This is a genomic window from Geomonas sp. Red276 (assembly GCF_054784495.1).
In genome coordinates, this window is record NZ_BLXW01000002.1 from 60,900 (window position 1) to 84,709 (window position 23,810).

A 23,810-nucleotide genomic window follows, 5' to 3' on the forward strand; every position below is an offset into this window, starting at 1 on the left:
GCCAGATGAGAAAGATGGCCGGCATCATCGTATTTGCCTTGGGGCTGCTGACATTAGCAGGCATAGCCCAGGCCGGAGAGAGAGCAGGCGCGTTTTCAGTCTCTCCCTATGTAGGGGGATACATCTTCGATGAGCATGACAGCTTCGGGCAGGTGACCTTGAAAAGGAACCGCCCGGTATTCGGTCTGCGCCTTGGCTATGATTTCACCGACAGTCTCGAGGCCGAGCTGGTCGGTACCTACATCCGGGCCCGCTATCGTGCGACCGACCAGCACTTCAACACCTGGGGGTACCGCGCCGACTTCCTCTACAACTTCATGCCGCACTCGGCGGTGGTTCCCTACCTGGCGGCAGGGGGCGGCGGTCTCTCCATCGAGTACCCGACCAACCGCAGCGTCACCGACGGGGTGGTCGATGCAGGCCTGGGGGTCAAGTTCTTCATGGGGGACTCGGTCGCCCTCAGGCTGGATGGCCGCCACATCTTCGACATCAGCTACAAGACCCTCCACAACTGGGAGTACTCCCTCGGTCTTACCTTCGTGATGGGGGGGAGGGAGGCGAGAGCGGAAAGGGCGGAGACCGCTGCCGAAGCCGGCGGCGAGCCTCAGCCGCAGGAGGTTCCCGCTACCGAACCGGAACAGGGGCACTACAAGTACTGCATTACGCTACGGACCCACTTCGACATCGACCGCGCCGTCATCCGGCCGGAGGACCGCGAGGAAGTGGCCAAGGTGGGTGACTTCATGAAACGCTTCCCGACCACCACCGCCATCATCGAGGGGCACACCGACAACGTCGGCAGCGCCGACCACAACATGGATCTCTCGCTGCGCCGGGCCCAGGCGGTGGTGAACTACCTGGTAGAAAACTACGGCATCAACCGCTCCCGGCTGACCGCCCGGGGGCACGGCTTCACCCGCCCGGTGGCCGACAACGCCACCGACGAAGGGAGGCAGCAAAACCGCCGCATCGAGGCCATCATCGACTGCGCCTTCGACGTCAAGCAGGTCACCCCGCCAGAACGGCTCTGCATGGGGCTGATCATCGACTTCGCCAGCGGCAGCGCGGACATACGTCCGGAATACCGGAACGAGATCGCCAAGGTGGCGGATTACATGAAGGCGTACCCCTCCACCACGGCGGTGATCGAGGGGCACACCGACAACATTGGGGGCTTCGACGAGAACATGCGGCTCTCCCAGCGGCGGGCCGAGAGCGTGGTCGACTACCTGGTCAACAACTTCGGCATCGATCGCTCGCGGCTGAGCGCCAAGGGGTACGGGTACACGAGGCGGGTCGCCTACGACGACACCTCGGAAGGGAGAAGGAAAAACCGCAGGATCAACGCCGTCATCGACTGTGTCATCAAGAAGTGACGGTGCCGTGAAGAGCTGACGGGAACCCCCGTCGCCAAGAACCACTTTAAAGCCCACTGCTTCGGCAGCTGGGCTTTTTTTGCAGTTTGGCGATCATCTTCCGCTGGGACCAACTCTCCCTCTCCTTGAAGGGGAAGGGACGTAGAGCGGAAGACCGTCGCTAACCTGCTTTTTTATGGTTACCGTTACGGTGGTTGGTGAAAGGACGTTGGACGGGGCGGCGAGCCGAGCGGCTGACGTATTACTCCTCGTTGTTCACCGAGACCATGCTATCGCTTGGCTTCGTGAGGAGGGAAGGTGCGAGTCGGGAGCTGCTCTGGCGGCCGGTGTGGCGCGCGTTGTCGCAGGCCGGGGCCGGGGGGGGGAGGAGACGGGCGGCCACGCCGGTGCCGAAGGCGACCAGCCCGGGGAAGAGCGCGTTGGCAAAATGGAGCAGTACGGCGGGAAGGGTGATGATCAGCCGGGCATCGCCGTAGCGGCAGGCTTCGACGATGCGGTGGGCCGCGCGGGCGGCGCTCGTGGAGAGAAGCGGGTTGGCTCCCGAAATGGCGAACCAGGCGAATTCCTTGCGGTGCTGCCCTTTGAAGACGGCGTTCACGTGGGAGCCGGTCCGCATGAGGCCGGGGATCACGGTGGTGACCAGCACGCCGTCCTTGGCGAGCTCGGCGCGGAAGCCTTCGGAGAGACCGGTGAGGGCGAACTTACCCATGCTGTAGGGGATGATGAGGTGGGGGACGCCGACTGCCCCGCCGATGGAGGAGATGTTGACGATCCTTCCACGTTTTCGCCCCTGCATGTGCGGTGCGACGGCGCGGCTCAGGTGCAGGGGACCCCAGGCGTGGATGTCGACCGACTCCTGGTAGTCGAAAAGGTCGAGGTTCTCGAAGGGGGCCACCTGGATGACCCCGGCGTTGTTGATCAGCACGTCGATGCTCCGGCGCTTCTCAAGGATAGTGGAGACCGTCTGCTCCACCATCTCCTTGTTGCGGACGTCGCAGACCAGGGTGAGCGGGGAAAGACCGAGGCGGGAGAGCTGGGCCGCGGCGCGGGAAAGCTCGTCGGCGTCGCGGGCGAGCAGCGTTACCCGGGCCCCTTCCTGGGTGAACAGGCGGGCGATCTCCAGTCCCAACCCGCGGGAACCGCCGGTGATGACGACGGAAAGCCCGCGGAAGTCGAGGCGCCGCAGCCGGCGCCTCGCTCCGCACAGCATCGCGATCCCGCCGATGGCGAGTAAAAGGAAGGGAAGCGTTCTGCTACGCTTTTCACCGTCTGCTCGATTCATGGCCATGGCTCCCCGCTTTCGTCAGCTCCCCACGATGGTGCCCCCGTTGGGGTGGAGCACCTGCCCGGTCATGTACGATCCCCCCTCGGAGGCAAGGAATACGTAGCTGTGGGAGACCTCGACCGGCTGGCCTGCCCTTTTCAAAAGGACCTGCTGGCCGAACTCCTCGACTTTTTCTTCCGGGAAGGTGGCGGGGATGAGGGGGGGCCAGATGGGGCCGGGGGCGACGGCGTTGACCAGGATGCCGCGCTCGGCCAGGGAGAGGGTGAAGGCGACGATGGCCCCCTTGGTGGAGGAGTAGTCCAGCAGGTTCGGGTTCCCCTTGAAGGCGGTCACCGAGGCGGTGTTGATGATGCGCGCCCCCTCCTTGAGGTGCTTGAGGGCGGCCTTCACCAGGAAGAACTGGGAGAAGATGTTGGTCCGGAAGGTCCTCTCCAGCTGCTCGGCCGAGATCTCCTCGATGGAATCCCGGTAGTGCTGTTCGCCGGCGTTGTTGACCAGGATGTCGAGCCTGCCGAAGGCACCGGCCGTCTTCTCGACGATGTCGCGGCAGAACTGCTCCTTGCCGACGTCCCCCTTGAAGGCCAGGCAGCGGACCCCTTCACGCTCGACCAGGTCGCGGGTCTCCCGGGCGTCCTGGTCCTCCTCGAGATAGGCGATGGCGACGTTGGCGCCTTCCTTGGCGAAGGCGAGCGCCACCGCCCTCCCTATCCCGCTGTCGCCGCCGGTGATGAGGGCAGCCTGCCCCTGCAGCCGCGCGGCCCCGTGGTACTCGAACTCCCCGCTTTGCGGCTTGGGTTTCATCTGGCTTTCCTTCCCGGGCTGCGACTGGCGCTGCGGGGGAAACTTGGATTTTTCGGGCATCTCATCCCTCCTGGGGCACTACGGGGTGTAGGCCGCCATCCGCGGCTTCATGACCACCTTGATGCAGCCGTTTTGCTTCTCCTTGAACATCTTGTAGGCGGCGGGCGCCTCGTCGAGGCCGATCCGGTGGCTGATGATAAAGGTGGCGTCGAGCTCGCGCTGCTCGATCAGGTTCAAGAGCTGGGGGATGTACTTCTGCACGTGGGTCTGCCCGGCACGCATGGTGAGCCCCTTGGCGAAGAAGGCACCGAGCGGCATCTTGTCGACGAAGCCGCCGTAGACACCGGGAACCGAGACCGTCCCCCCCTTGCGGCAGGCCTGGATCAGCTGGCGAAGTGCCATCGGGCGGTCGGTCTCCAGCCGCAGGGTCTGCTTCACCGCGTCGTAAGCCCCTTCCAGCCCCGGGGCGTGGGCCTCCATGCCTACCGCGTCGATGCAGGAGTCCGGGCCGCGTCCCCCGGTCAGGTTGTGGAGCCTTTCCACCACGCCCCCCTCCTCGTAGTTCACGATCTCCGCCCCGCACTCCTTCTTGGCCATGGCGAGCCGGTCCGGGAAGCGGTCGATGCCGATCACCTGCCCGGCCCCCATGTGGAGGGCGCATTTCATGGCCAAAAGACCCACCGGACCGCATCCCCAGACCGCCACGGTGTCGTCGGGCTGGATGTTGCAGTTGTCGGCCGCCTGGTAGCCGGTGGGGAGGATGTCGGTAAGGAAGATCACCTGCTCGTCGGTGAGATGGCTCGGGATCTTGTGGAGACCCACGTCCGCGTAGGGGACCCGCACGAATTCCGCCTGGCCGCCGGAGTAGCCGCCGTAGAGGTGGGAGTAGCCGAAGATCCCGGCACCGCTGTCGCCGTAGATCTTCTCCAGCATCCAGGAGTTCGGGTTCGAGTTGTCGCACAGGGCGTAGAGCTGTTTCTTGCAGTACCAGCACTCCCCGCAGGCGATCGGGAAGGGGACGATCACCCGATCGCCGGCGCTCAGGTTGGTGATCTTGCTCCCCACCTCGACTACCTCGCCGACGAATTCGTGGCCGAGGATGTCCCCCTTCTGCATGGTGGGGATCAGGCCGTCGTAGAGGTGGAGGTCGGAACCGCAGAGTCCGGTCAGGGTGACCCGGACGATGGCGTCCTGCGGGTTGAGGATGCGCGGGGCGGGTACCTCGTCGACCCGGACGTCATGTTTTCCATGCCAGACAACCGCCTTCATAGTTCCTCCTTTGCCGCCCGCGCTGCGGACGGTGGCAATGGCTGATCGGGGCGCCGTTTAGTGCAGGGTCCGCTCGGCGGTGGCCACCTCGCCGGTTTCCAGAAGCTGCTTCAGGCGTTTCAGATCCTCTTCCACCTGCTGGGCGGTGACCGCCCGCGCAAGCCTCGCGGCGGTGCGGCCGGCGACTCCGCCCGGGGGGTAGAGGTCGATGGAGATCTTCACCTCGGTGCCGCGGTCGCCCGGGGCGTCGCTGAACTCGACCAGGCCGCGGTTGGGGAGGTCGGCGTCGCCGGTGGAATGCCAGCTGATCTGCTGGCCGGGGTAATCGGCGGTCATCTCGGCGTCCCACTCCACGGTCAGGCCGCCGGGGCCCCGCGCCTTCCAGTGGGAGGTCCGGTCACCGGTGACCCGCACCGCGTCGAGGTGGCGCATGAAGCGGGGGAGATTTTCGAAGTTGCGCCAGAACTCGTAGACCTCCTGGCGGGGGCGGTTGATGGTCAGCACCTTCTCGAGCCTGATCCCCCCCTCGGAGTGGGCGGTGTCGACCCCCATGGCCTGGTAGAGGTCGCAGTGGCCGGTGGCCCCGCGGTAGAGAAACATCCCTCCCGCCGCCATCATGGCGAGCCCCGGGAGGTAGTGCTTCTTGGTGAGCGATCTGAGGCCCGACAGGGCGAGCGCCGCTCCCCCCATGACCGAGGCGGTCCGCTCCTTGTCGTTGACGTTCACTTCGGTTTGCCGCTGTTGTCTGCCGGGCCGGGATCTCTCTTCCCGCGCGGTCTGCGTGGTCTCCATAGCCGTCCTCCTTGCCGAAGTTAAATATTAAAAAACCATAATAAACTATCATGGGATGCCGGGATTGCAACAACGGGTGGGGTAGTTAGGCGGACCAAAGGAGGATGGAAAGCCAAAGCGCAGGAGGACGCGGGTCCCCCCTGCCAACGTGAAGCCGTGGGGGAGAAAAACGGGGAGGGGTGAAGGGAAGCGTGATGAGGCCGGTTGCAAAGGGGAGATGCCCCCGGCCTCGGTCCGGGTCAGGCGGCTTCTTTGCGCTTTTGCTTCAGGCTCTCCTTCAAAAGCGCCATCATGTCGGTCACCTTGGTCGGCTGGGGCGCCTTGCCCTCGGGTTTGGGCGCGAGTCCGTGCGCCTTGTCGTCGATGATCCGCCTGAGGTCGTCGATGTACTCGTCGTGGTACTTCCCCGGGTCGAAGGAAGTGGTCAGCTGGTCGATCAGCGACAGCGCGAGGGTGACCTCCTGCTCCCGCAGGTTCTCGTGGGAGGGGAGCTTCAGGTCCGAGGCGGCCCGTATCTCTTCGCTGTAGCGGATCTGGTTGAGGATCAGCAGATCGTCGAGCGGCTTGACGATCCCCATCGACCCGCGGTTTCTAAGCACGTAGCTCGCCACCCCGACCTTTCCGGACCTCTTGAGCGCCTCCCGCAAGAGGGCGTAGGCCTTGGCGCCGGTCTTGTCCGGTTCCAGGTAGTAGGGCTTTTCGAAGTACCTGGTATCGATCTCGCTCTCCTGCACGAAGTCGATGATGTCGATCAGGTGGGTTTTCTCGAGGCTCGCGTTTTCGAAATCCTTGTCGGTCAGCACGACGTACTCGCCGTCGCTGTACTCGTACCCCTTGACGATCTCCTCGTAGGGGACCTCCTTGTTGTCGCGCTTGCAGACCCGCAGGTACTTGATGGGACAGAGGTCCCCCTTGCGCAGCATGTCCAGGTCCAGCGAATCGCTCTGGGAACCGCTGAACAGTTTCACGGGGATGTTCACCAGCCCGAAGCTGATGGACCCCGACCAGATCGCTCTCATGCCTCAAACCTCCCGGTTCCCCGGCGGCCGCCGGGGAAAAAATGAAACCCGCCGCCACGCGCCCCTCATGTCCTCATGCTTGCATGGTAGCACATTAGAGGCGCGAACGGGGGGGGCGGCGGCGAAGCGACGTTGCCACCCCGGGAGGAAAGGTAGCACATCTGGTAGGTTAGCCGGGGGGGTGGCGGGATAAAATGGCGCGCGGGAGATTGACAACGGCCGGAGGGACCATACATTCTTAACATGCCCTAATAAATATGCCGTATCGGAGTCCTTCATGGTCGAAGAAAGTCGGGATGCCGCCGGGAGGGCGCCCAGGAAACTGCCGGTCCCGAGGTGGCTTATCTGGGTGCTGGGGATCTGCGTCGGGCTAGCGCTGGTCCTGTACATCGTCTCTTTCTTCATCGACGAACCGCTCAGGAGGCTGACCGAGAAGAAGGTCAACCGCGACCTGAAGGGGGCGTACATCGTCCACCTGAAGAAGATGCACCTGGCCCTCATCGGCCTCTCGGTCACCTTGAAGGACCTCACCGTCGTCCAGCAGGCCCACCCCGATCCGCCGGTGGCGCGCATCCCCTACCTCAAGGCGAGCGTCCACTGGCGGGAGATCCTCTCCGGCAAGCTGGTGGGTGAGCTCGACATCGACGACCCCAAGCTCCACGTCAACCTCTCCCAGCTAAAGAGCGAGGCGCAGAACAAGACCCCCGTGAAACAGAGGGGATGGCAGCAGGCGGTGGAGGACATCTACCCCTTGAAGATCAACCTCCTCTCCATCAAAAACGCCAGCATCACCTATATCGACCAGGATCCCAACCGGCCGCTGACCTTGACCCACCTGACCATCAGCGCCGACAATATCCGCAACATCCACCTCCCCGACAAGGTGTTCCCGTCCCCCTTCCGCCTGGAGACCGACGTCTTCGGTACCGGCCACGGCGTGGTCGAGGGAAAGGCCAACTTCCTGGCCGAGCCGACCCCGGCGGTGAAGGCCCATCTCGACTTCCGGAAGGTGCCGCTCGACTATGTCAAGCCGGTGCTCGCCCGCGAGAACGTCGCCATCGCCGGAGGGGTCATGCGGGCCACCGGCGACCTCGAGTACACGGCCAAGACCCAGATCGCCCACCTGAAGGAGGTCACGGTGAGCGGGCTGAAGGCGGATTACCTCCACACCGACCGGACGGCGGCCCAGGAGAAGGAGCGGGCGCAGAAGGTGAAGAAGACGGCCAAGGAAGTGAGCAACAAGCCCCAGGTCCTCATCTCGGTGGACCGCTTCAGCCTGACCGGGAGCAATCTCGGCATGGTCAACGATACCGGCGGCAAGCGCTACCGGGTCTTTCTCTCGGACCTTGACTTCGAGCTCACCAACTTCTCCAACCAGTTCTCCCGCGGTCCGGCTAAGGCGACCCTGCGCGGCAAATTCATGGGGAGCGGGGACACCTCGGCCACCGGGGACTTCCGGGCCGAGAAGAAGGCCCCCGACTTCGACCTCTACCTGAAGATCGACAACACCCAGCTCACCTCCATGAACGACCTCTTGCGGGCCTACGGCAACTTCGACGTGGCGGCGGGGACTTTCTCGCTGGTGACCGAGCTCCACGCGAAGCACAACCAGCTGACCGGCTACATCAAGCCCTTTTTCAAGGACATGAAGGTCTACGACAAGCGCAAGGACAAGGAGAAGAGCCTCTTTCACAAGCTGTACGAGATGCTGATCGGCGGGGTCGCCAAGCTTTTGGAGAACCGGCAGCGACAGCAGGTGGCCACCAAGGCGGAGCTTTCCGGCCCGCTGTCGAGCCCCCAGACGAGTACCCTGCAGATCATCGTCCAACTGGTGAAAAACGCCTTCTTCAAGGCCATCCTCCCCACCTTCGAGCGGCAGGTGACCACGGGGAGGCCTTGACCGGCTCGCCGTGACCGGGCGTATAATGGCCTAGGGTACGGGTAGGGTAGCGAAGCCCGGTCCGACATTAACACGCCTGTCACGACACACTCACGACCAGGAGGAACGACGCAATGAGGCTCATACTGTTCATCATTGTGATTCTGCTGCTGGTGGGAGCCCTCCCAACCTGGCCCTACAGTTCGGGCTGGGGATACTATCCGAGCGGAGGTCTCGGGCTGGTCCTGCTCATCCTGCTCATACTGGCCCTGATGGGGGTCTTCTAGCGACTCCCGAAAACCCTGCGATGAGTCCCGCGCCGCTCAACGGCAGGGGCAAGGGGGGAGAGGAGAGGTCATGGCCAAGTACGGCAAGAAGGCTCAGGACACCGTTCATGAGGTGATGGAAAAGTTCAAGCAGGGGGAGTTGAAAAGCGGAGGGAGCGGAAAGAAGGTTACCGACCGCAGGCAGGCAGTGGCCATCGGCCTGTCGGAGGCCCGTGAAAAGGGCGCCAAGGTGCCGGAACCTCCCAAGAAGTAGCGGATCAACTCTGTGAGGACAAGGAGAACACGTCATGGCAAAAAACATTGCTGTTTTTGGGATCTATCGCAGCCGTCAAAACGTGGAGGAGGCGGTGCAGGCCCTGAAAAACGCCGACTTCAGGAACACTGACATCTCGGTCCTCTTTTCGGAAAACGTGGGGACCAAGGACTTCGCCCACGAGAAACACACCAAGGCGCCGGAAGGGACCGCCACCGGTGCGGGAACCGGCGTGGTGATCGGCGGCATTCTCGGCTGGCTGACCGGGATCGGAGCCCTCGCCATTCCGGGAATCGGTCCTTTCATCGCCGCGGGACCGATCGTCTCGCTGTTGGCGGGTGCGGGAGCCGTCGGGGTATTGGGCGGTATCGCGGGCGCCCTGGTCGGCATGGGAATTCCTGAGTACGAGGCAAAGCGTTACGAAGGTCGCATCAAGGAGGGGGGGATCCTTATCTCGGTGCACTGCGACAACGCGGACTGGAAAAAACGCGCCATGGAGATTTTCCGGCAGACCGGCGCAAGCGACATAGGTTCGGAAGGTGAAGCCAAGGCGGATTTCGCCAGTTCGGAGAAACCCAGACCGAGGTCCACGGACGACGACCTGAACCGCTGATCAGGTGGTCGACGGCCTCAAAGGAGACGCGTCTATGCCCACACATGAAAAGACCGGCGAGAAGGGAAGCTCTGAAAGGAACATACTCGACCTCCTGAAACAGGACCATGAGAAGACCCGCTACCTCTTCGACCGCATCGAGAAGAGCGGTCGCAAGGCCACGGCTTCGCTGCAGAACCTGTACGCCGAGCTGGAAGAGGAGTTGATGCTCCACATGGAAGGCGAGGAGCGCTTCTTCTACACCGCCCTCGAGAAGCACGAGGAGGCCCGGGACAAGGTGCTCGAGGCCTACGAGGAGCACGAGGTCGCCAAGACGATGATCGGCACCTTCAAGGGACTGGCGGTCGACGACGAGCGGTGGGGCGCCAAGCTCAAAGTGCTCCACGAGATCGTCGAACATCACCTCAAGGAAGAGGAGAGCGAGGTCTTCAAGCTGGCCCGCAAGGCGCTCGAGAAAAACGAGATGGTCGAGATCGCGGTTCAATTCATGCGCAGCAAGCGCGAGGGGCGCAAGCCGTCACGGGGCGCTTCAGTGGAAGGATAGGGTGTGCCCCAACGAGAAAAAGGCACCGGGAACGGCAGGATCCCCGCCGGGGGAGCCTTTCCGCTACCGGTGCCTTTCCTACGGGCGGGGGGGTGCCCCCTGAATAGTTGGCAGGAAGAAGGAAACGGATTGCTTGGCGCGACCCTCGGAAGGAGGAAGTCATGCAAAAAAGCAAGACCTCTCAGCCCAGTGCGGGCAAACAGCAGCAGCAACAGCAACAACGCCCCGGCCAGGAACAGGTCCAGAGCGGAACCCACCTGCAGAAAGGACAACAGCAAGGTGAGAAGATCCAGCAACCCGGTGAGCAACTGAAGCAGAAACAACAGGGGCAAGCCGGCCAAGGCAAGAGCAAAAAGTAACCAACTGCAGCTAGCCAATGAGGGTCGCGCCCTCCCATAGCGGCCGGGACCCTGCCGCTTCCCTCCTCCCCCCTCCAGGGGGGGAGAGGGAGCCCGGCATCCCGGCCAGCAGTAAGCCTTCCAACGAGAGGCGGAAGGCGTTAAACCCACCACTGGAGCACCGGTTCAGGTCAAGCAAGGGGGATTTTAGGCCCCCCGTGCGAACTCCTCACCCGGTGCTCCAGTTCTTCTATCAGCGAGCGGATCTTCTCCTCCGCCCGTTTTCTCTCCGAGATGTCCTCCATCACGGCCACGAAGTTGCAAATGGCCCCCTCCGTCGTGGTGAGGGGCGAGACGATGACTTCCTCGTAGTAGCGTTCCCCCCCTTTTTTCAGGTTGACCAGTTCCCCACGCCATTCCTTTCCCTGGGTTATCTCCCCCCAGACGGTATCCGCATACTCGGAACCGGCCTCCCCGGCCAGCCGGGCGCGCATGTTCTGGCCGATGACGTCGCCCGGCAGGAAACCGGTGACCGCCGAGAATCGGGAATTGACGTACTGGATGTTGCCCGAGGCGTCGGAGATGATCACCATCCCCGGCCCCTGCTCGACCGCGTGGGAGAGCTGGCGGATCAGCCCGGTCTGCCGCTCCAGCCGGCGGCCCAGGGTGACCTGGGAGAGGATCTCCCCGATGGTGGCGAAGAGGAGCTTGAAGTCGAAAGGCTTCAGCACGTAGCGGCTCACTCCGGCCTGGATGGCGTCCAGCATGAAATGGGTGTCGCTGATGGCGGTGGCGGCGACGATCTTGGCGTCGGGATCGAGGCCCAGGATCTTCTCGGCCATCTTGATCCCGTCCATGATGGGCATGCAGATGTCCGTCAGCACCAGGTCAAAATGCTGATCCTGGTAAAGCCTCAACCCTTCTTCGCCATTTTCGGCAGTCACCAGTTGCAGGTGGGGCCACTTGCGGGCCAGGGCGGTGCAGACGAGTTCTCTGCTCAAAGGATCGTCTTCGACGTACAGCAGCGAGGCGGACAACGGGGTAAGCCAACTCTCCATCGAGGGTACCTCCGCAGGCGTGTAGTAGCAGGCGAAACGGATCGAAATACCCTAACAGAATACCTCAACATTGGCGTCTTCCAATGTTGAACGGCACTGACAAACCCAGTGGCCCGCCTCGGCGGTTCCTCAGCTGTCAAGCCAGGTCGAAAAGGAGCAGCTCGGCGCTCGTTAGCCCCTCCAGAGCCACCGTCGGCTCGTCGCTGATGGCGGCGCCGTCCCCGGCTGCGAGCTGCTGGCCGTTCAGGGTTACTTCGCCCCTCACTACCTGGAGCCAGGCGTGGCGCCCGGGGCGCAGTGAATGGCTGACCCTCTCCCCTTTTTCCAATAAGGAGGCGAAAAGGTGGGCATCCTGGTGGATGGTGACCGATCCCTCTCTCCCGTCCGGCGACGCGATCAGCCTCAGGCACCCTCGCTTCTCATCGGGAGCGAAGTACTTCTGCTGGTATCCCGGGGTGAGCCCGTTGTGGGCCGGGAGGATCCAGATCTGGAGAAAGTGCAGCCCCTCGCTCGCCGAGTGGTTGAACTCACTGTGGGTGATCCCGGTTCCCGCGGTCATCTGCTGCACTTCGCCGGGGCGGATGGTGGAGCCGTTATCCATGGAGTCCCGATGCTCCAGGGCACCCTCCAGCACGTAGGAGATGATCTCCATGTCGCGGTGGGGATGGGTCGGGAAGCCCATGGCGGGTTGCACCCGGTCCTCGTTGATGACCCTCAGGGCCCTGAACCCCATGTGGGCGGGGTCGTAGTAGTCGGCGAACGAAAAGGTGTGATAGGTGTTCAGCCAGCCGTGATCGGCATGGCCGCGCTGGCTTGCCTTGCGGATGCGTACCATGATGTTTCTCCTCGCGCCTTTGGGGGGCGCGCAATCGTCGATACCGATTGACGTCAGATGATTTAATATTAAATTAATATCTGCGAGGGAGATTGTCAAGGGGGGTAAGAGGTAGAAAAAAGGGGCAGGGCCTGAAGGCCCTGCCCCTTACGGGTGGAGGTGGTGACGGCTACCAGGTCTCGGAGCCGCCGGTGTGCTCGCTGCAGCCGACCCCGGTCCAGGAGCCGCGGCGGTTGGAGGTCTGGGTCCCCTTGGTGAACTTGCTGATCACCTGGGTGGTGGAGGTCCCCACCTCGTTGCCGTTGCCGTCCGGTGCGTAGCGGCCGAGCACCGCGGCGGTGCCGGGACGCATCAGGCGGGAGACCTTGCCGCCGTGGGGGATCCTGATGTGGCAGGAGACGCAGGCCGCTCGGGCGGTGGAGGCCCAGCTCGTGTGCTGGCCGGAGGTGGCCACCGCCTGGTGGACGCCGTTGGTGCCGACCACCTTGTGGCAGTTGAGGCAGAAGAGCTTGTTGGGGGCGGTGCCGGTCGAGGCGGTCCCGAGCATCCAGGGGGTCCCCGAGCTGGTGCCGTTGCCGGCCACGGTGGTGAACGGCCAGGCCTGGTTGGTGCCGGTCAGCATCCACTTAACGGTGGAGCCGTGCGGCCCCATGGCGCCGGTGCCGTTATTCCCGTGGCAGTCGGAGCAGGTCATGGTCTGGGTGCCGATGGCGGTCCAGGGGGCGACCATGTCGGTGGCCAAAAGCGCCTTGGGCGCCGTGCTCCCCGCGTAGTTGTTGAGGCTTGCCACCACCGGGTGCCCCGACTTGTTGTTGGGGTTGAATTCCAGCCCGAGGTCGGTCATCCGCAGCGCGCCGGTGGTGTAGCCGGTGGGGGCCGGGACGCTCCCGGCGTGGCACTTGAAGCAGATCTCGAACTCGTTGGTGGCGGCGGGTTTCGCGGTGTAGGTGACCGCCAGGGTGCCGGTGCCGTTCCAGGTGGTGGCGATGGCCGGGCTGGTGGCCGGCCAGCTCCCCACCCCGGCCACACCGTTCAATACCGGCGCGATCGGGGAGCTCGGTCCGATCACGTGGGTGCCGGGCTTGGCGGAGTGCTGGTCGTGGCAGGCCGAGCAGTTGGCGCTCTTGTGGCCGATGCTGGCCGAGAGGTTGACGGCTGCCTGGATGGACGGCGATACCACGCCGCCCGCCGTGGTGGTGCCGTGGCAGTTGTAGCAGAAGTTGGTGGTGGCCGTCATGGTGTCGGTGGCCGAGTAGGCGTGCTGGAGCATCTTGGCGGTGGCCGAGCCGTGAGCGTTGAAGGTCGGGTTCAGCGTGTTCCCCGCCACCCCGGCCGAGTTCCCGTGGCAGTTGAAGCAGGCCATCTGGGCGCTGTGCGCCTGTTTCCCGGTCGACCAGTCGATGAAGGGGGGCGCGGTGTTGTCGCCGGAGTCGGCGAACGGCTTCATGGCGTTGGCCCCCAGCCGCGGGGCGCCGTTGGCGTCGTGGCAGCTGTTGCAGGAGGTCTCCAGGTTGGAGGCGGTGGCGGTGGTGCCGTCGTAGGTGAGCGCCGCCCCGGTGTCCTGGTTGAACATCCCGACCGCCACGTCGCCCGCCACCTGGTGCCCGAAGGTCGCCTGCTCGTGGCAGACCGTGCAGGAGGCGGGATTCAGCGTGGTCCCGACCTGGATGTGGTGCGAGGCGAGCACGGTGTCGGTCCCCACCACCTGGCGGGTGCCGGTCCCCTGCTGGGATGCATGGCAGGTGGTGCAGTCGCCGCCGGTCGGGGTGAAGCCGGTGGCCGCCGTGCTGGTGGTATGCAGGTGGCACGAGGTGCAGACCGTGCCGGAGTTATGCCCGTCGCCTGCCGCGATCGTGTAGTGGCTCGTGGTGGTGTGGCAGACGTTGCAGATCCCGTTGAAGGGGGCCGCACTCTTGGCGAAGTCGGTGCCGGTCGGGGTGGCCGACAGGGTGAAGACCGCCGCGGTGGCGCTCAGGCTGGTGAGGGCCCCGGTGGTGGGATCGGAGGCGAGCGCCGGGTAGGGGCGCATCATGTACTGGTTGGTGGTGCCGGTCCCGTGCGGGTCGTGGCAGTCCCAGCAGAACTGGCCGCCGGAGAGCGAGGTCGAGTGCTTGGCTCCGTAGTGGTAGGAGCCGACCTTCTTGGCGCCGTTTCTGAGCTGCCCCCCCACGGTGACCCCGGCGGAAGCGGTCCCATGGCAGAGCATGCAGTTGCCGTTTTTACCCCAGGTGGCGTCCGCCCAGTTCCTGAGCCGGAACGGGTTGGTGGAGACGTTGTGGCCGATGGTCGAGTCGTGGCACCACTCGCAGTAGTTGGTGATCCCGGCAAAGTTGGCCGGCGGGTTGGCACTCCCCGGGTAGTTTCCGGAGGCGGTGGGACGGCCGTGGCCGGTGTCGGCGAAGGAGCCGGTGCCGGTCAGCTGGAACTTCGACATGGTCCCGTTGTTCCAGAAGGTGGCGCCGAAGTCCGCCACCGAGACGGAGGCGCCGTTGCCGTGGCAGTCCTGGCAGTTAAGGGTGGAGCCCCAGGTGACGCTGCTCCCGGTGCCGCCGTGGCAGGCGACGTTCGAGCAGGTGGCGCTCGCCTGGGTCCAGGTGGCGGTGGTGCCGGCCTTGGTGGCGTCGAAGTAGACGTTGGGGGTCCGGTTCAGGTGGTGCAGCGAGGCGGAGTAGTCCTTGAACCGGCCGCCCACGGTGGCGCTGGCGGTCCGCTGGTGGCAGGTCGCGCAGATGGTGGTGTCGGTGGCGCCGGAGACGTGCTTGGGGTGGCTGTTGGCGGTGGTGGTCCCGGCCCCGCCGTTCGCGTAGTCGGGGGCGCCGGTGGTGGCGTTGCTAGTCCCGTGGCAGCCGTTGCAGGCGAGGGTCGCCGTGGAGTTCCAGGCGGGGGGGGCCACGTAGACGAGTGAGGCCGCGTTGCCGTTGGAGTGGCAGTAGATGTTCGAGCAGACCTTGGTGGTGGCCGAGTAGCGCGCGCTTCCCCCGGCGCGGGCCCCGGAGTAGTCGACCATGCCGTTCACGTGGTTGGCCATGGTGGCGACCGCCCGGTTGGCCGATACGGTCTTGGCGTGGCACTCGATGCAGCCGAAGTTGTTGCCGGTGCCGAAGACGGCGGCGTTGTTGATGTGGGCGGTATGCTTGCCGCTGGCGATCACCGAGGCGGAGGTGGAGTCGTTGCCGTGGCAGCCGGTGCAGTCGGCCGCCAGGGTGCTCCCCCAGACCGGGACGGTGGTGGGAGCGCCTCCGGCGCCGTTACTGTGGCAGTAGAGCGAGCTGCAGCTCCCGTTACGGGTGGGATTCTGGCTCGGGAGGTAGTTCGGGTAGGCGACGTTCCCGGAGTAACTCCCCCCCGCGTTGGGGGCCGCGGTAAAGCGCACGACCAGCGAGCGCTTGCCGGCGCTGGTGGCGTGGGCGAAGGGCGCCGCCTCGGCGGTGTGGTCCGAGTGGCATTTCACGCAGGAGGCGGTCCCGGTCCCGTAGTAGTCGCCGTGTTTCTTGCCAGCCCCGGTGAGGGCCGGGTGGTTGCCGTCGGAAGGAGGCGCACCGTGGCAGGCGCCGCAGCTGGCCGGCGAGGTGAACGGGCTGTTCCCCCAGGCCGGCGTCACCGCCTCGAAGTGGCAGTTGACGTTGGAGCAGCTCCCCATTACCGGGATCGAGGTCTGGTTGAAGAAGGTCCCCTTGCTGTAGACCGCCGCCACCGGCGAGTTGTTCAGGTTGGAGGCGATCTTGACCACCCCGTCGCGATGGTCCACCGCGTAGCTGCTCGCCCCGGTGTGGCACGGCTCGCAGTTCCCGGCGGCGGCGGTGGCCGGGTTGTGGGTCATATGGCTCCCCTTGAAGCCACCGCTCGTGATGTTGCGGTAGGCGGCGTCGATCGGGGGCATCCCGTGGCAGTCCGAGCAGGTGGCGCCCTGCGCTCCCGAGGCGGCCAATACCATGACCAGCAGGGCCGGCAGAACCGTTACCCAGTGCCTCTCTGCATAATCCCTCAGTTTCGCCGTCGTCATTCGACACTCCTTCCTTTTCATTTCGGGGTCCGGTTCGCGGAGGTTCCCGTATCCAATCCAGTCTCTGTCTGCCGCGCCGGTACTTCGGGCGCCCCACCGGCGGTGGGAAAGCGGGAAAAGGGGGCTGCCTGGGCAGCCCCCTGGTCAGGTTACTTCTCGGTGCTCCACTTCTTGGAGGCCTTGAAGTGGCAGGCCACGTTCAGGCAGCTGCCGGTTGCGTTGGCGCCGCCGTCCACCAGCACGCCGTTGTACCACTGCGGCCCGGTGTGCAGCCCCGGGTTGAAGCGGAGCCGGTCGGAGACGTCCACGGTGATCTTGCTCGGGGAGACCGGGGTCACCATGGTGTGGGTGGCCGGGGAGAGCGAGCCGTGGCTGTGGCAGATCGCGCAGTTGGCCCAGCCGTCGGACGGCTTGGCGTTCGGGTTGATGTGGGCCGCGATCAGGTGGGCACCGGCGCCGCCCAGGTAGTCCTCGTTGCGGGCGCTCGAGTAGTTGCCGTGGGTCCCGACGAAGCCGGTCGGGGCCGGCGGGTAGCCGTGGCAGCTGTCGCAGTTGTTGGTCGGCTTGAAGGCGGTGGAGGCCGCGTCGCCGGTATGGTTGTGGCAGCTCGTGCAGCGCAGCCCCGCGTTGTGGGAATCCCCCGCCGTGGTGGTGTAGTGGCTGGTGGTGGTATGACAGACGTTGCAGATCCCGTTGAAGGGAGCGGTGCTCTTCGCGTAGTCGGTGCCGGTCGGGGTGGCCGACAGGGCGAAGACGACCGCGACCGCGCTCTGGCTGGTCGGCTGGCCGGTCACCGTGTCGGAGGTGAGCGCCGGGTACTGGCGGATCATGAACTGGTTGGCGGAGCCCGCCCCGTGCGGGTCGTGGCAGTCCCAGCAGAACTGGCCGCCGGCCAGGAGCGCGGTGTGCTTCGCGCCGTAGTGGAAGGAGCCGACCTTGCTCGTGGAGGAGCCGTTCCTGGTCACCCCGGAGACGGTGACCCCGGCCGAGCCGGTGGCGTGGCAGACCATGCAGGGGCCGTTAAGCCCCCAGGTCGGGTCGGCGAAGTTCCTGAGCCGGAAGGGGTTGGTTGCGGTGCCGTGGGCAATGGTGGAGTCGTGGCACCACTCGCAGTAGTTCGCGATGCCGGTGAAATCGGCCGCCGGGTTGCCGCTTCCCGGGTAGTTCCCCGAGGCGGCCGGGCGGCCGTGGCCGGTGTCGGCCCAGGAGCCGGTCCCGGTCATCTGGATGGTCGAGAGGGTCCCGTTATTCCAGAAGGTGCCGGAGAAGTCGGCCACCGAGGCGCTGGCGCCGCCGCCGTGGCAGTCCTGGCAGTTGGGGGCCGGGGCACCCCACTGGATGGAGCTCCCGCCGTGGCAGTAGATGTTCGAGCAGGTGGTGGTGGACTGGTTCCAGCTCGCGGTGGCGCCGGCGCGGGAGGCGAGGAAGGTGACGTCGGTCTTGCCGTTCAAGTGGTAGTTGGCCGCGGTGTAGTCCTTGAAGGCGAGCGAGTTGGTGGCGCTCACCGTTTTCGCGTGGCACGGGGCGCAGGCGGTGGTGGAGGTGGCGCCGGCCAGGTGCTTCGCGTGGCTGTTGGGGGTGGCCGAGGCGGACCCGCCGCTTGCGTAGTCGGGAGCGCCCACCGCCGAGCTCGTGCCGTGGCAGCCGTTGCAGGAAAGGGTGGCGGTCGAATTCCAGGCCGGCGGGTTCACGTAGACGAGCGAGGTCCGGTTGCCGTTGGAGTGGCAGTAGATGGAGGAGCAGCTCTTGGTGGCGGCATTGTAGCGGGCGCTCCCCCCCCCTTTGGCCGAGGAGTAATCCACCAGGCCGTTAATGTGGCGGCTCAGGGTGCCGATGGTCGTGTTGGAGCTCACCGTCTTCGCGTGGCAGTCGATGCAGTTGAACCCGTTGTTGACCCCGATCAGGGCGTTGTTGGCCGGGTTCATGTGGCGGTCGTGCTTCCCGGAGAGGGTGGTGGCCACCGCGGTGGTCCGCTTGGTGTCGTGGCAGCCGGAGCAGTCGGCCGGCAGCGTGCTCCCCCAGACCGGGGTGACCTTGGCCGCCCCCCCTGCACCGTTACTGTGGCAGTAGAGCGCCGTGCAGCTCCCGTTTCTGGGCGGGTTCTGGCTCGGGAGGTAGGCCGGGTAGGCGAGGTTCCCGGAGTAGGCCCCGCCGGAGTTGGGGGCGCTCAGGAAGCCGACCATGAGGGGGCGCTTGCCGGCGCTGGTCGCGTGGGCGAAGGGGGTGGCCTCCAGCGTGTGGTCGGAGTGGCACTTGACACAGGAGGCGGTGCCGGTCCCGTAGTAATCGCCATGCTTCTTGCCGGCGCCGAGGAGGGAGGGGTGGTTCCCGTCCGAGGGGGGCGCGCCGTGGCAGGTCCCGCACCCGGTGGGGGAGGTGAGCTTGGCGCTCCCCCAGCTGGGGGTGACCGCCTCGAAGTGGCAGTTGACGTTGGAGCAGCTCCCCATCACCGGGATGGAGGTCTGGTTGAAGAAGGTCCCCTTGCTGTAGGTGGCGGCGACCGGGGAGGCGTTCACGTTGGAGGAGATCTGGATCACCCCGTCGCGGTGACCGGTCAGGTAGCTGCTCGCGCCGCTGTGGCACGGCTCGCAGCTGGTAGCGGTGGCGACGGCGGGGTTGTGGGTGCTGTGGCTCCCGACGAACCCGCCGCTGGTGAGGTTACGATACGCCGCGTCGATGGGTGGCATGTTGTGACAGTCGGAGCACGTGGAGGAGGCGAAAGCCCTCCCCCCATTGAGACAGGCCAGGGCGGTGAGCGAGACCGCCAGGGCTAAACGACGAACTTTGACATGATTCAATCCAAACATTCATTTTCCTCGTGCTGATTAAAACAAGAGCCGACCGGCGCGCTCCAAGCCGCACCGTACTACCTAACCGTGCTCCACCTCTTGGAGGGTTTGAAATGACAACTCACGTTATTGCAGCTTCCCGTGGTATTGGCGCCGTTATCGAGCAGCTGTCCGCTGTAGGAGCCGGCTCCCAGCGGGAGGCCGGGGTTGAAGCGGAACCGGTCCGCCGGGTCGATGGTGATCTTGCTCGGGGTGACCGGGAGCACCATGGTGTGGGTGGCCGGTGAGAGCGAGCCGTTGCCGTGGCAGCCGGTGCAGTTGACCCAGCCGTCGGCGGGGCGGATGCCGGGCTTCAAGTGGAAGAGGTGGGCGCCGCCGCCGCCGGGGTAGTCCTCGGTACGGGCGCTCGAGTAGTTGCCGGAGGTCCCCGTGAAGCCGGCCGGGACCGGCGGATAGCCGTGGCAGGAGTCGCAGGCGGTGCTCGGCCGGAAGGCCGCGGAAGCCTTGTGGTTGTGGCAGTTGAGGCAGAATTTGGTCGGGTGGCCGTCGGGGGCGTTGCCGCTTCTCCAGTGGTTGGTCTGGGTGTGGCAGACCTGGCAAAGCCCCTGGTACGGTGCCTGAGTCTGGACGAAGCCCGAGGAGATGTTGGTGAAGGAGACCGCGACCCCGTTGATGGTGGTCTTGATCATGTGCAGGTTGACCGAGCCGTGTACGTCATGGCAGGACTTGCAGTCGCTGGTGGCGGCCCCACCCTTGACGGTCACGTGGGAGACCATGTTCTGGCGCGCCACCGTGGTCACCTTGGTCGGATCGTTGTGGCAGGAGGCGCAGAGGTTGTTGTCGTTGGTCAAGAGGAGCCTGGTGTTGACCCCGAGCGTCCCGGCGATGTGGGGGGCGTTCTGGTCGTGGCAGGCGGTGCATGCGCTGGACGCGGCGAACTGGCCGTGGCCGGCGCCGGCGAAGGAGGCGAAGTAGGGGGCCTGTACCCCGTTGGGAAGCTGCGACGGGGTGGCCGCGTGGCACGAGGTGCAGGCAAGCCGCCCGCTACCCCAGGTGGGGATGGTCCCCGGGTGGCAGAGGGCGCAGGCGGAGCCGGCGGCGCTCACGACGTCCACCGTCCCGTTCACGTGGGTGGCGGCGGTGTCGGTGGTGTAGACGTGGCAGCTCTGGCAGGCGTTCACCGCGCTCCCGAGCTGGGGGCCGTAGACGCCGTTGAAATGGGTCGGGTGCGAGAGGGTGGCCGGGGCCTGGGCGTGGCACGACCCGCAGGCGCCGGTGGTGGGATCCAGCCAGTTGGGGACGGTGGCCGGGGCGCCGCCGCGGCCGTCCGAGTGGCACTTGCCGCCCAGGCAGGTGGCGCTCCCCTGGATCCAGGCGAGCGAAGCGGTGAGCGGCTGGGTGCTGGCGAAGGAGACCGTCTTCACCCCGTCGGCGTGCTGGGTGGGGTCGAGGATGGCGGTATCGGAGCTGACCGTGGCGGCGTGGCAGGTCGCGCAGGCGTAGCCGCGGGTCAGGTGCTTGCCGTGGGCGTTGGTGGTGGGGCGTGCGTCGTGGCAGGCCGAGCATTCCCCGGCGCTCCCCACGATGGTCCCCCTGCCGTTGGTCCAGGTGACGGGCTTGTAGACGGTGCTCCCGTTTCTGGGCGCGCCGTTGGAGTGGCAGTAGACCGAGTTGCAGGTGGCGCCCGCCGCGCTGTAGGAGGCGGCGCTCCCGGCCAAAAGGCCGGTGGTGTCGACGAAGACGTCCTGGAAGGTGCCGGTGGCGTGGCTGTTACCCTGGTGGCACTGGCCGCAGGCGTAGTTCCCGGGGGCCCCCCCGGCGTGGGAGACGTGCGGGGTAAGCGACTCGTCCTTGAAGGCGGGGGAGTTCGCGTAGTTGGCCGCGTAGCCGTCCGGGCCGCCCGCGTGGTTCGCCCGCGGGGGATAGCCGTGGCAGGCCGAGCAGCCGGCGGTGGAGAAGGTGAAGGCGCCCGCCGGGTTCGCGTGCGAGTGGCACGGGTTGCAGGTCGCCGCGGTGGCGGTGGCGAGCGTGTGCTCGGGCGGATAGTTGGGGCCGGTGGGGACCTGGTGGCACCCCTGGCAGACCCCGGTGCCGTTGGCGTCCTTGTAGTTGCCGACCGGCTGGGTGTACCCCTGGAAGATGACCTTGGCACCCCGGACCGCGCCGGCCGCCGTGGAGACGTTCATGTAGCGGCGGATGAGGAAGGTGTTGGGGGCGCTCCCGTCGCCGACATCCACGTGGGCGCCGTGGCAGTCCACGCACTGTACGTTCTGGTTCTTGCCGTTGTGGTTTTTCTTCACGTGGCAGTTGGTGCAGATGTTGAGCGAGGCCGCGGTCGCCCCCTTCAGGTCGGTCCGCAGGAGGTACCCAGCGGACGGGGTGAGGGTGCGGTACGAGGAGAAGCCGTCGAAGGTGGCGCTATTGGAGTCGGCGAAGTGGACCCCGTGGCAGCTCGAGCAAAGGAGCGTTCCCCCCTTGAACTGGATGGCCGAGGTCGGGTTGGCCGGGTTGGCGTTCAGGGGCGGGTTGTTGTACAGGGCCGGGTAGAGCTTGGCCTTGGAGGTGGCGCTCGTGTAGTTGAAGTTGATCGGGTGGCTCCCCAGCCGGTGGTCCTGGACGTTTCTCGCGCGGTGGCAGTCCAGGCAGAGCTGGTCGCGGTCGTTGGGAAGCCTCAGGTACGGGGGATTGGCCTGGGTGTGGGGATCGTGGCAGCGGGTGCAGGCAAGCATCCCGGTCGCCTTGCTGGCGTTGAGCTCGGGGGAAGAGGGGGCCTGCGCCCCGGCCGCCGGGACGTTGTCCGGTCCCGACCAGGAGTGGGAGATCTGGTAGGCGGTGCCGGCGAAGGTGGTGGTCAGGTTCCCGAAGGGATTGGCCTGGTCGCTCGGCGCGAACGGCAGCCTCCCCCCGCGCGGCATCCCCAGCCGGTGACAGCTCAGGCAGACGTTGACGTAGGAGTCCGCCCCGGTGATCCCCTGGGCGGTATGGCAGTTCACGCACTGGATGCCGTTGCTCGCGTCATGGGGAGGATCGTTGGCCAGCGCCACGCCGATCCCCAGCATGGTGAGGATGACGCCCCCCAGAATACCTGCCGCTACTCGCTTCTTCATTCCCCCTCCCGGTTCGTCCGCCGCGCGGACCTCACAGCTTTGATGCTTTTCAAACCGCCCTCTCGGGCCCGGTCCCGGCCGTAGCCGCGGGTTTCCGGATAGCGGGCCGGCCTCCGCGCTGTCGCGAAAGGCGGCCGTTTGATCGGGGAGAGCCCTCCCTGGCGGGAGGGGACCCCGTTGGTGTCGATGTTGCGGTCGAAGGTCTGCTCCCGCGCTACTGCACCTGGAGCGAGATACCGATGACGTTCTGGTTCTTGTTGAGGTCGGCAGTGTTCGTATCGACCACCTTGAAGCTCTGGATCGCGAACTGGTCAGCGGTCGGCGGCGTCGCCCCCGCCGGATAGTCGCAGACCAAGGTGGCGAACTGGCCGGCTGCGAAGCCGGTGGCCTGCTCCACCAGTACCGTTACCGTCGCCGGCGCGCTCCCCTGGGCGGCCACGTACCTCCCGGTCTCGAGGAGGTTCCCGCTGGCGCTTAAGACCCCCGAAGGGGTGAGGACGCCTGACAAGATCGCGCCGTTGGAAGGGTCGGCCTTGACGGTGACCCCGGCAGGAAGCGCCAGGGTGAGCGATATCCCGCCGATCAGCGATCTTGCCGGGAGAGTCCCGGTGGTGGAGAGTTTGACGGAGACGATTTCTCCCCCGACGTTGACCAGGTTGGTCTGGGTGATGCTGGTCACCGGGGTGGTGTTGTTCGCGGAAGCGAGATAGTTGGAGAGGGCGCCGGTCACCTGCTGGGCGGTGGCTGGCGGGAGGGTGGTCCCGGCCCCGAGGGCCGAGGCGAGCGTGCTGACGGTCTGGTTGACCCCGCCGGAGGTGGTGGCCATCTCGGAGAGGGCGGCCAGCGCCAGCGCGTAGTCACGCTGCGGTTGGGTGGTGCCCTGTGCGGTGAAGGCGGCCTGGGTGGGGGCCACCGGCTGGACGCCGATGATGTCCACCTTGAAGAGCTCGCTGACCAGTTGGTTGGCGGCCGTGATGTTGACCGGGGTGAGGGTGGCGGCCTTTTGCACCGCGAGGTCGGTGAGCGGGGTCACCGCTACCGCCACGGTTCCGGTGGCCGAGGCCAGGGCCGCCCGCAGTGGGGTGGCCGGGTCGATGGTCTTGGTGAGCCCGGTCGCCTCGTCGAGGTAGCTTCCGCTCGCCTCCAGGTAGATGGGGCCCGTGTAGTTGATGGTGGCGCTGTAAGAGCCGTCCGCCCCGGTGGAAACGGAGGCCAGAAGGCCCTTGGAGCCGTCGGGATTGATGGCGAAGATCTTCACCGTGCCGTTGGCGATCGGCCCCTTGGAGGCGACGCCGGTCACCGTCGTGGTGACGCCGGAGGCCGGGGCTGCGCCGGAGCCTCCTCCGCCGCAGCCGGCCAAGGCTAAAAGGGAAATGGTCAGCCCGCAGAAGGCAATCAGTTTGTTGGGGAACAGTCTCTTGCTCATTGGTGTCCTCTCACAAGCATCTTGTCTCAACCCGCTTTCTCTCAGGACGGGGTCGGACAAGAGAGGGGATTATCAAAATGCTAACATGGATTTTAAATCTGTCAGCCGAGGTCAATAATTTCAGTGGACTAGGTCA

Annotated in this window: 18 protein-coding genes; 7 read left to right on the forward strand and 11 right to left on the reverse strand. The window is 65.7% G+C overall.

Features of this window, described 5'->3' with window-relative positions:
- Positions 1-5 precede the first annotated feature (5 nt).
- Entirely contained in the window at positions 6-1,376 is a 1,371-nt protein-coding gene (locus ACYVL5_RS02280; protein WP_460593929.1) for an OmpA family protein, read from the forward strand.
- A 241-nt stretch (positions 1,377-1,617) separates the two neighbouring features.
- Here the strand turns inward: ACYVL5_RS02280 and ACYVL5_RS02285 are convergent, their stop codons facing one another.
- The 5 genes from ACYVL5_RS02285 to ku all read right to left on the reverse strand — a co-directional run bounded on the left by ACYVL5_RS02285 (position 1,618) and on the right by ku (position 6,542).
- Complete coding sequence (locus tag ACYVL5_RS02285; protein ID WP_460593930.1) at positions 1,618-2,658, reverse strand: SDR family NAD(P)-dependent oxidoreductase; 1,041 nt, start codon at positions 2,656-2,658, stop codon at positions 1,618-1,620.
- A gap of 21 nt (positions 2,659-2,679) precedes the next feature.
- Positions 2,680-3,522: an SDR family oxidoreductase gene (locus ACYVL5_RS02290; protein ID WP_460593931.1), complete on the reverse strand. Its 843-nt coding sequence runs from the start codon at positions 3,520-3,522 to the stop codon at positions 2,680-2,682.
- A gap of 18 nt (positions 3,523-3,540) precedes the next feature.
- On the reverse strand, positions 3,541-4,731 hold the full coding sequence (locus ACYVL5_RS02295; RefSeq protein WP_460593932.1) for a zinc-dependent alcohol dehydrogenase: 1,191 nt from the start codon (positions 4,729-4,731) through the stop codon (positions 3,541-3,543).
- Positions 4,732-4,788: 57 nt separating this feature from the next.
- Positions 4,789-5,523, reverse strand: a complete 735-nt coding sequence (locus ACYVL5_RS02300) for an SRPBCC family protein (RefSeq protein WP_460593933.1) — start codon at positions 5,521-5,523, stop codon at positions 4,789-4,791.
- Positions 5,524-5,762: 239 nt separating this feature from the next.
- Entirely contained in the window at positions 5,763-6,542 is a 780-nt protein-coding gene (gene ku / locus ACYVL5_RS02305; RefSeq protein ID WP_460593934.1) for a Ku protein, read from the reverse strand.
- Between the two features lie 277 nt (positions 6,543-6,819).
- On the opposite strand from ku, the gene ACYVL5_RS02310 reads away from it, so the two are divergent.
- The 6 genes from ACYVL5_RS02310 (at position 6,820) to ACYVL5_RS02335 (ending at position 10,477) form a co-directional block, all read left to right on the forward strand.
- Positions 6,820-8,442, forward strand: a complete 1,623-nt coding sequence (locus tag ACYVL5_RS02310) for a DUF748 domain-containing protein (protein ID WP_460593935.1) — start codon at positions 6,820-6,822, stop codon at positions 8,440-8,442.
- A 113-nt stretch (positions 8,443-8,555) separates the two neighbouring features.
- Entirely contained in the window at positions 8,556-8,708 is a 153-nt protein-coding gene (locus tag ACYVL5_RS02315) for a DUF3309 family protein (protein WP_460593936.1), read from the forward strand.
- A gap of 70 nt (positions 8,709-8,778) precedes the next feature.
- Positions 8,779-8,961 (forward strand): DUF6496 domain-containing protein, encoded by a 183-nt coding sequence (locus ACYVL5_RS02320; RefSeq protein ID WP_460593937.1) that lies wholly within the window; start codon positions 8,779-8,781, stop codon positions 8,959-8,961.
- 34 nt (positions 8,962-8,995) lie between these two features.
- On the forward strand, positions 8,996-9,574 hold the full coding sequence (locus ACYVL5_RS02325; RefSeq protein ID WP_460593938.1) for a DUF3341 domain-containing protein: 579 nt from the start codon (positions 8,996-8,998) through the stop codon (positions 9,572-9,574).
- Positions 9,575-9,608: 34 nt separating this feature from the next.
- Positions 9,609-10,118 carry a hemerythrin domain-containing protein gene (locus tag ACYVL5_RS02330; RefSeq protein WP_460593939.1) on the forward strand — a complete coding sequence of 170 codons (510 nt, stop codon included), beginning with the start codon at positions 9,609-9,611 and terminating at the stop codon, positions 10,116-10,118.
- A 161-nt stretch (positions 10,119-10,279) separates the two neighbouring features.
- Positions 10,280-10,477, forward strand: coding sequence for a hypothetical protein (locus ACYVL5_RS02335; protein ID WP_460593940.1), 198 nt, complete (start codon positions 10,280-10,282; stop codon positions 10,475-10,477).
- Between the two features lie 170 nt (positions 10,478-10,647).
- Here ACYVL5_RS02335 and ACYVL5_RS02340 read toward each other — a convergent pair whose 3' ends face one another.
- The 6 genes from ACYVL5_RS02340 to ACYVL5_RS02365 all read right to left on the reverse strand — a co-directional run bounded on the left by ACYVL5_RS02340 (position 10,648) and on the right by ACYVL5_RS02365 (position 23,674).
- Entirely contained in the window at positions 10,648-11,514 is an 867-nt protein-coding gene (locus ACYVL5_RS02340; RefSeq protein WP_460593941.1) for a response regulator, read from the reverse strand.
- 136 nt (positions 11,515-11,650) lie between these two features.
- On the reverse strand, positions 11,651-12,349 hold the full coding sequence (locus ACYVL5_RS02345; protein WP_460593942.1) for a pirin family protein: 699 nt from the start codon (positions 12,347-12,349) through the stop codon (positions 11,651-11,653).
- 169 nt (positions 12,350-12,518) lie between these two features.
- A complete protein-coding gene (locus ACYVL5_RS02350; RefSeq protein ID WP_460593943.1) occupies positions 12,519-16,352 on the reverse strand; it encodes a CxxxxCH/CxxCH domain c-type cytochrome in 3,834 nt (1,277 codons plus the stop codon).
- Between the two features lie 149 nt (positions 16,353-16,501).
- Positions 16,502-19,159, reverse strand: a complete 2,658-nt coding sequence (locus ACYVL5_RS02355; protein WP_460593944.1) for a CxxxxCH/CxxCH domain c-type cytochrome — start codon at positions 19,157-19,159, stop codon at positions 16,502-16,504.
- Positions 19,160-19,218: 59 nt separating this feature from the next.
- The gene (locus ACYVL5_RS02360) at positions 19,219-22,248 is read right to left on the reverse strand and encodes a cytochrome c3 family protein (protein WP_460593945.1); all 3,030 of its coding nucleotides are present in this window, start codon (positions 22,246-22,248) and stop codon (positions 19,219-19,221) included.
- A gap of 214 nt (positions 22,249-22,462) precedes the next feature.
- Entirely contained in the window at positions 22,463-23,674 is a 1,212-nt protein-coding gene (locus ACYVL5_RS02365; RefSeq protein ID WP_460593946.1) for a hypothetical protein, read from the reverse strand.
- Between the last annotated feature and the right edge of the window lie 136 nt (positions 23,675-23,810).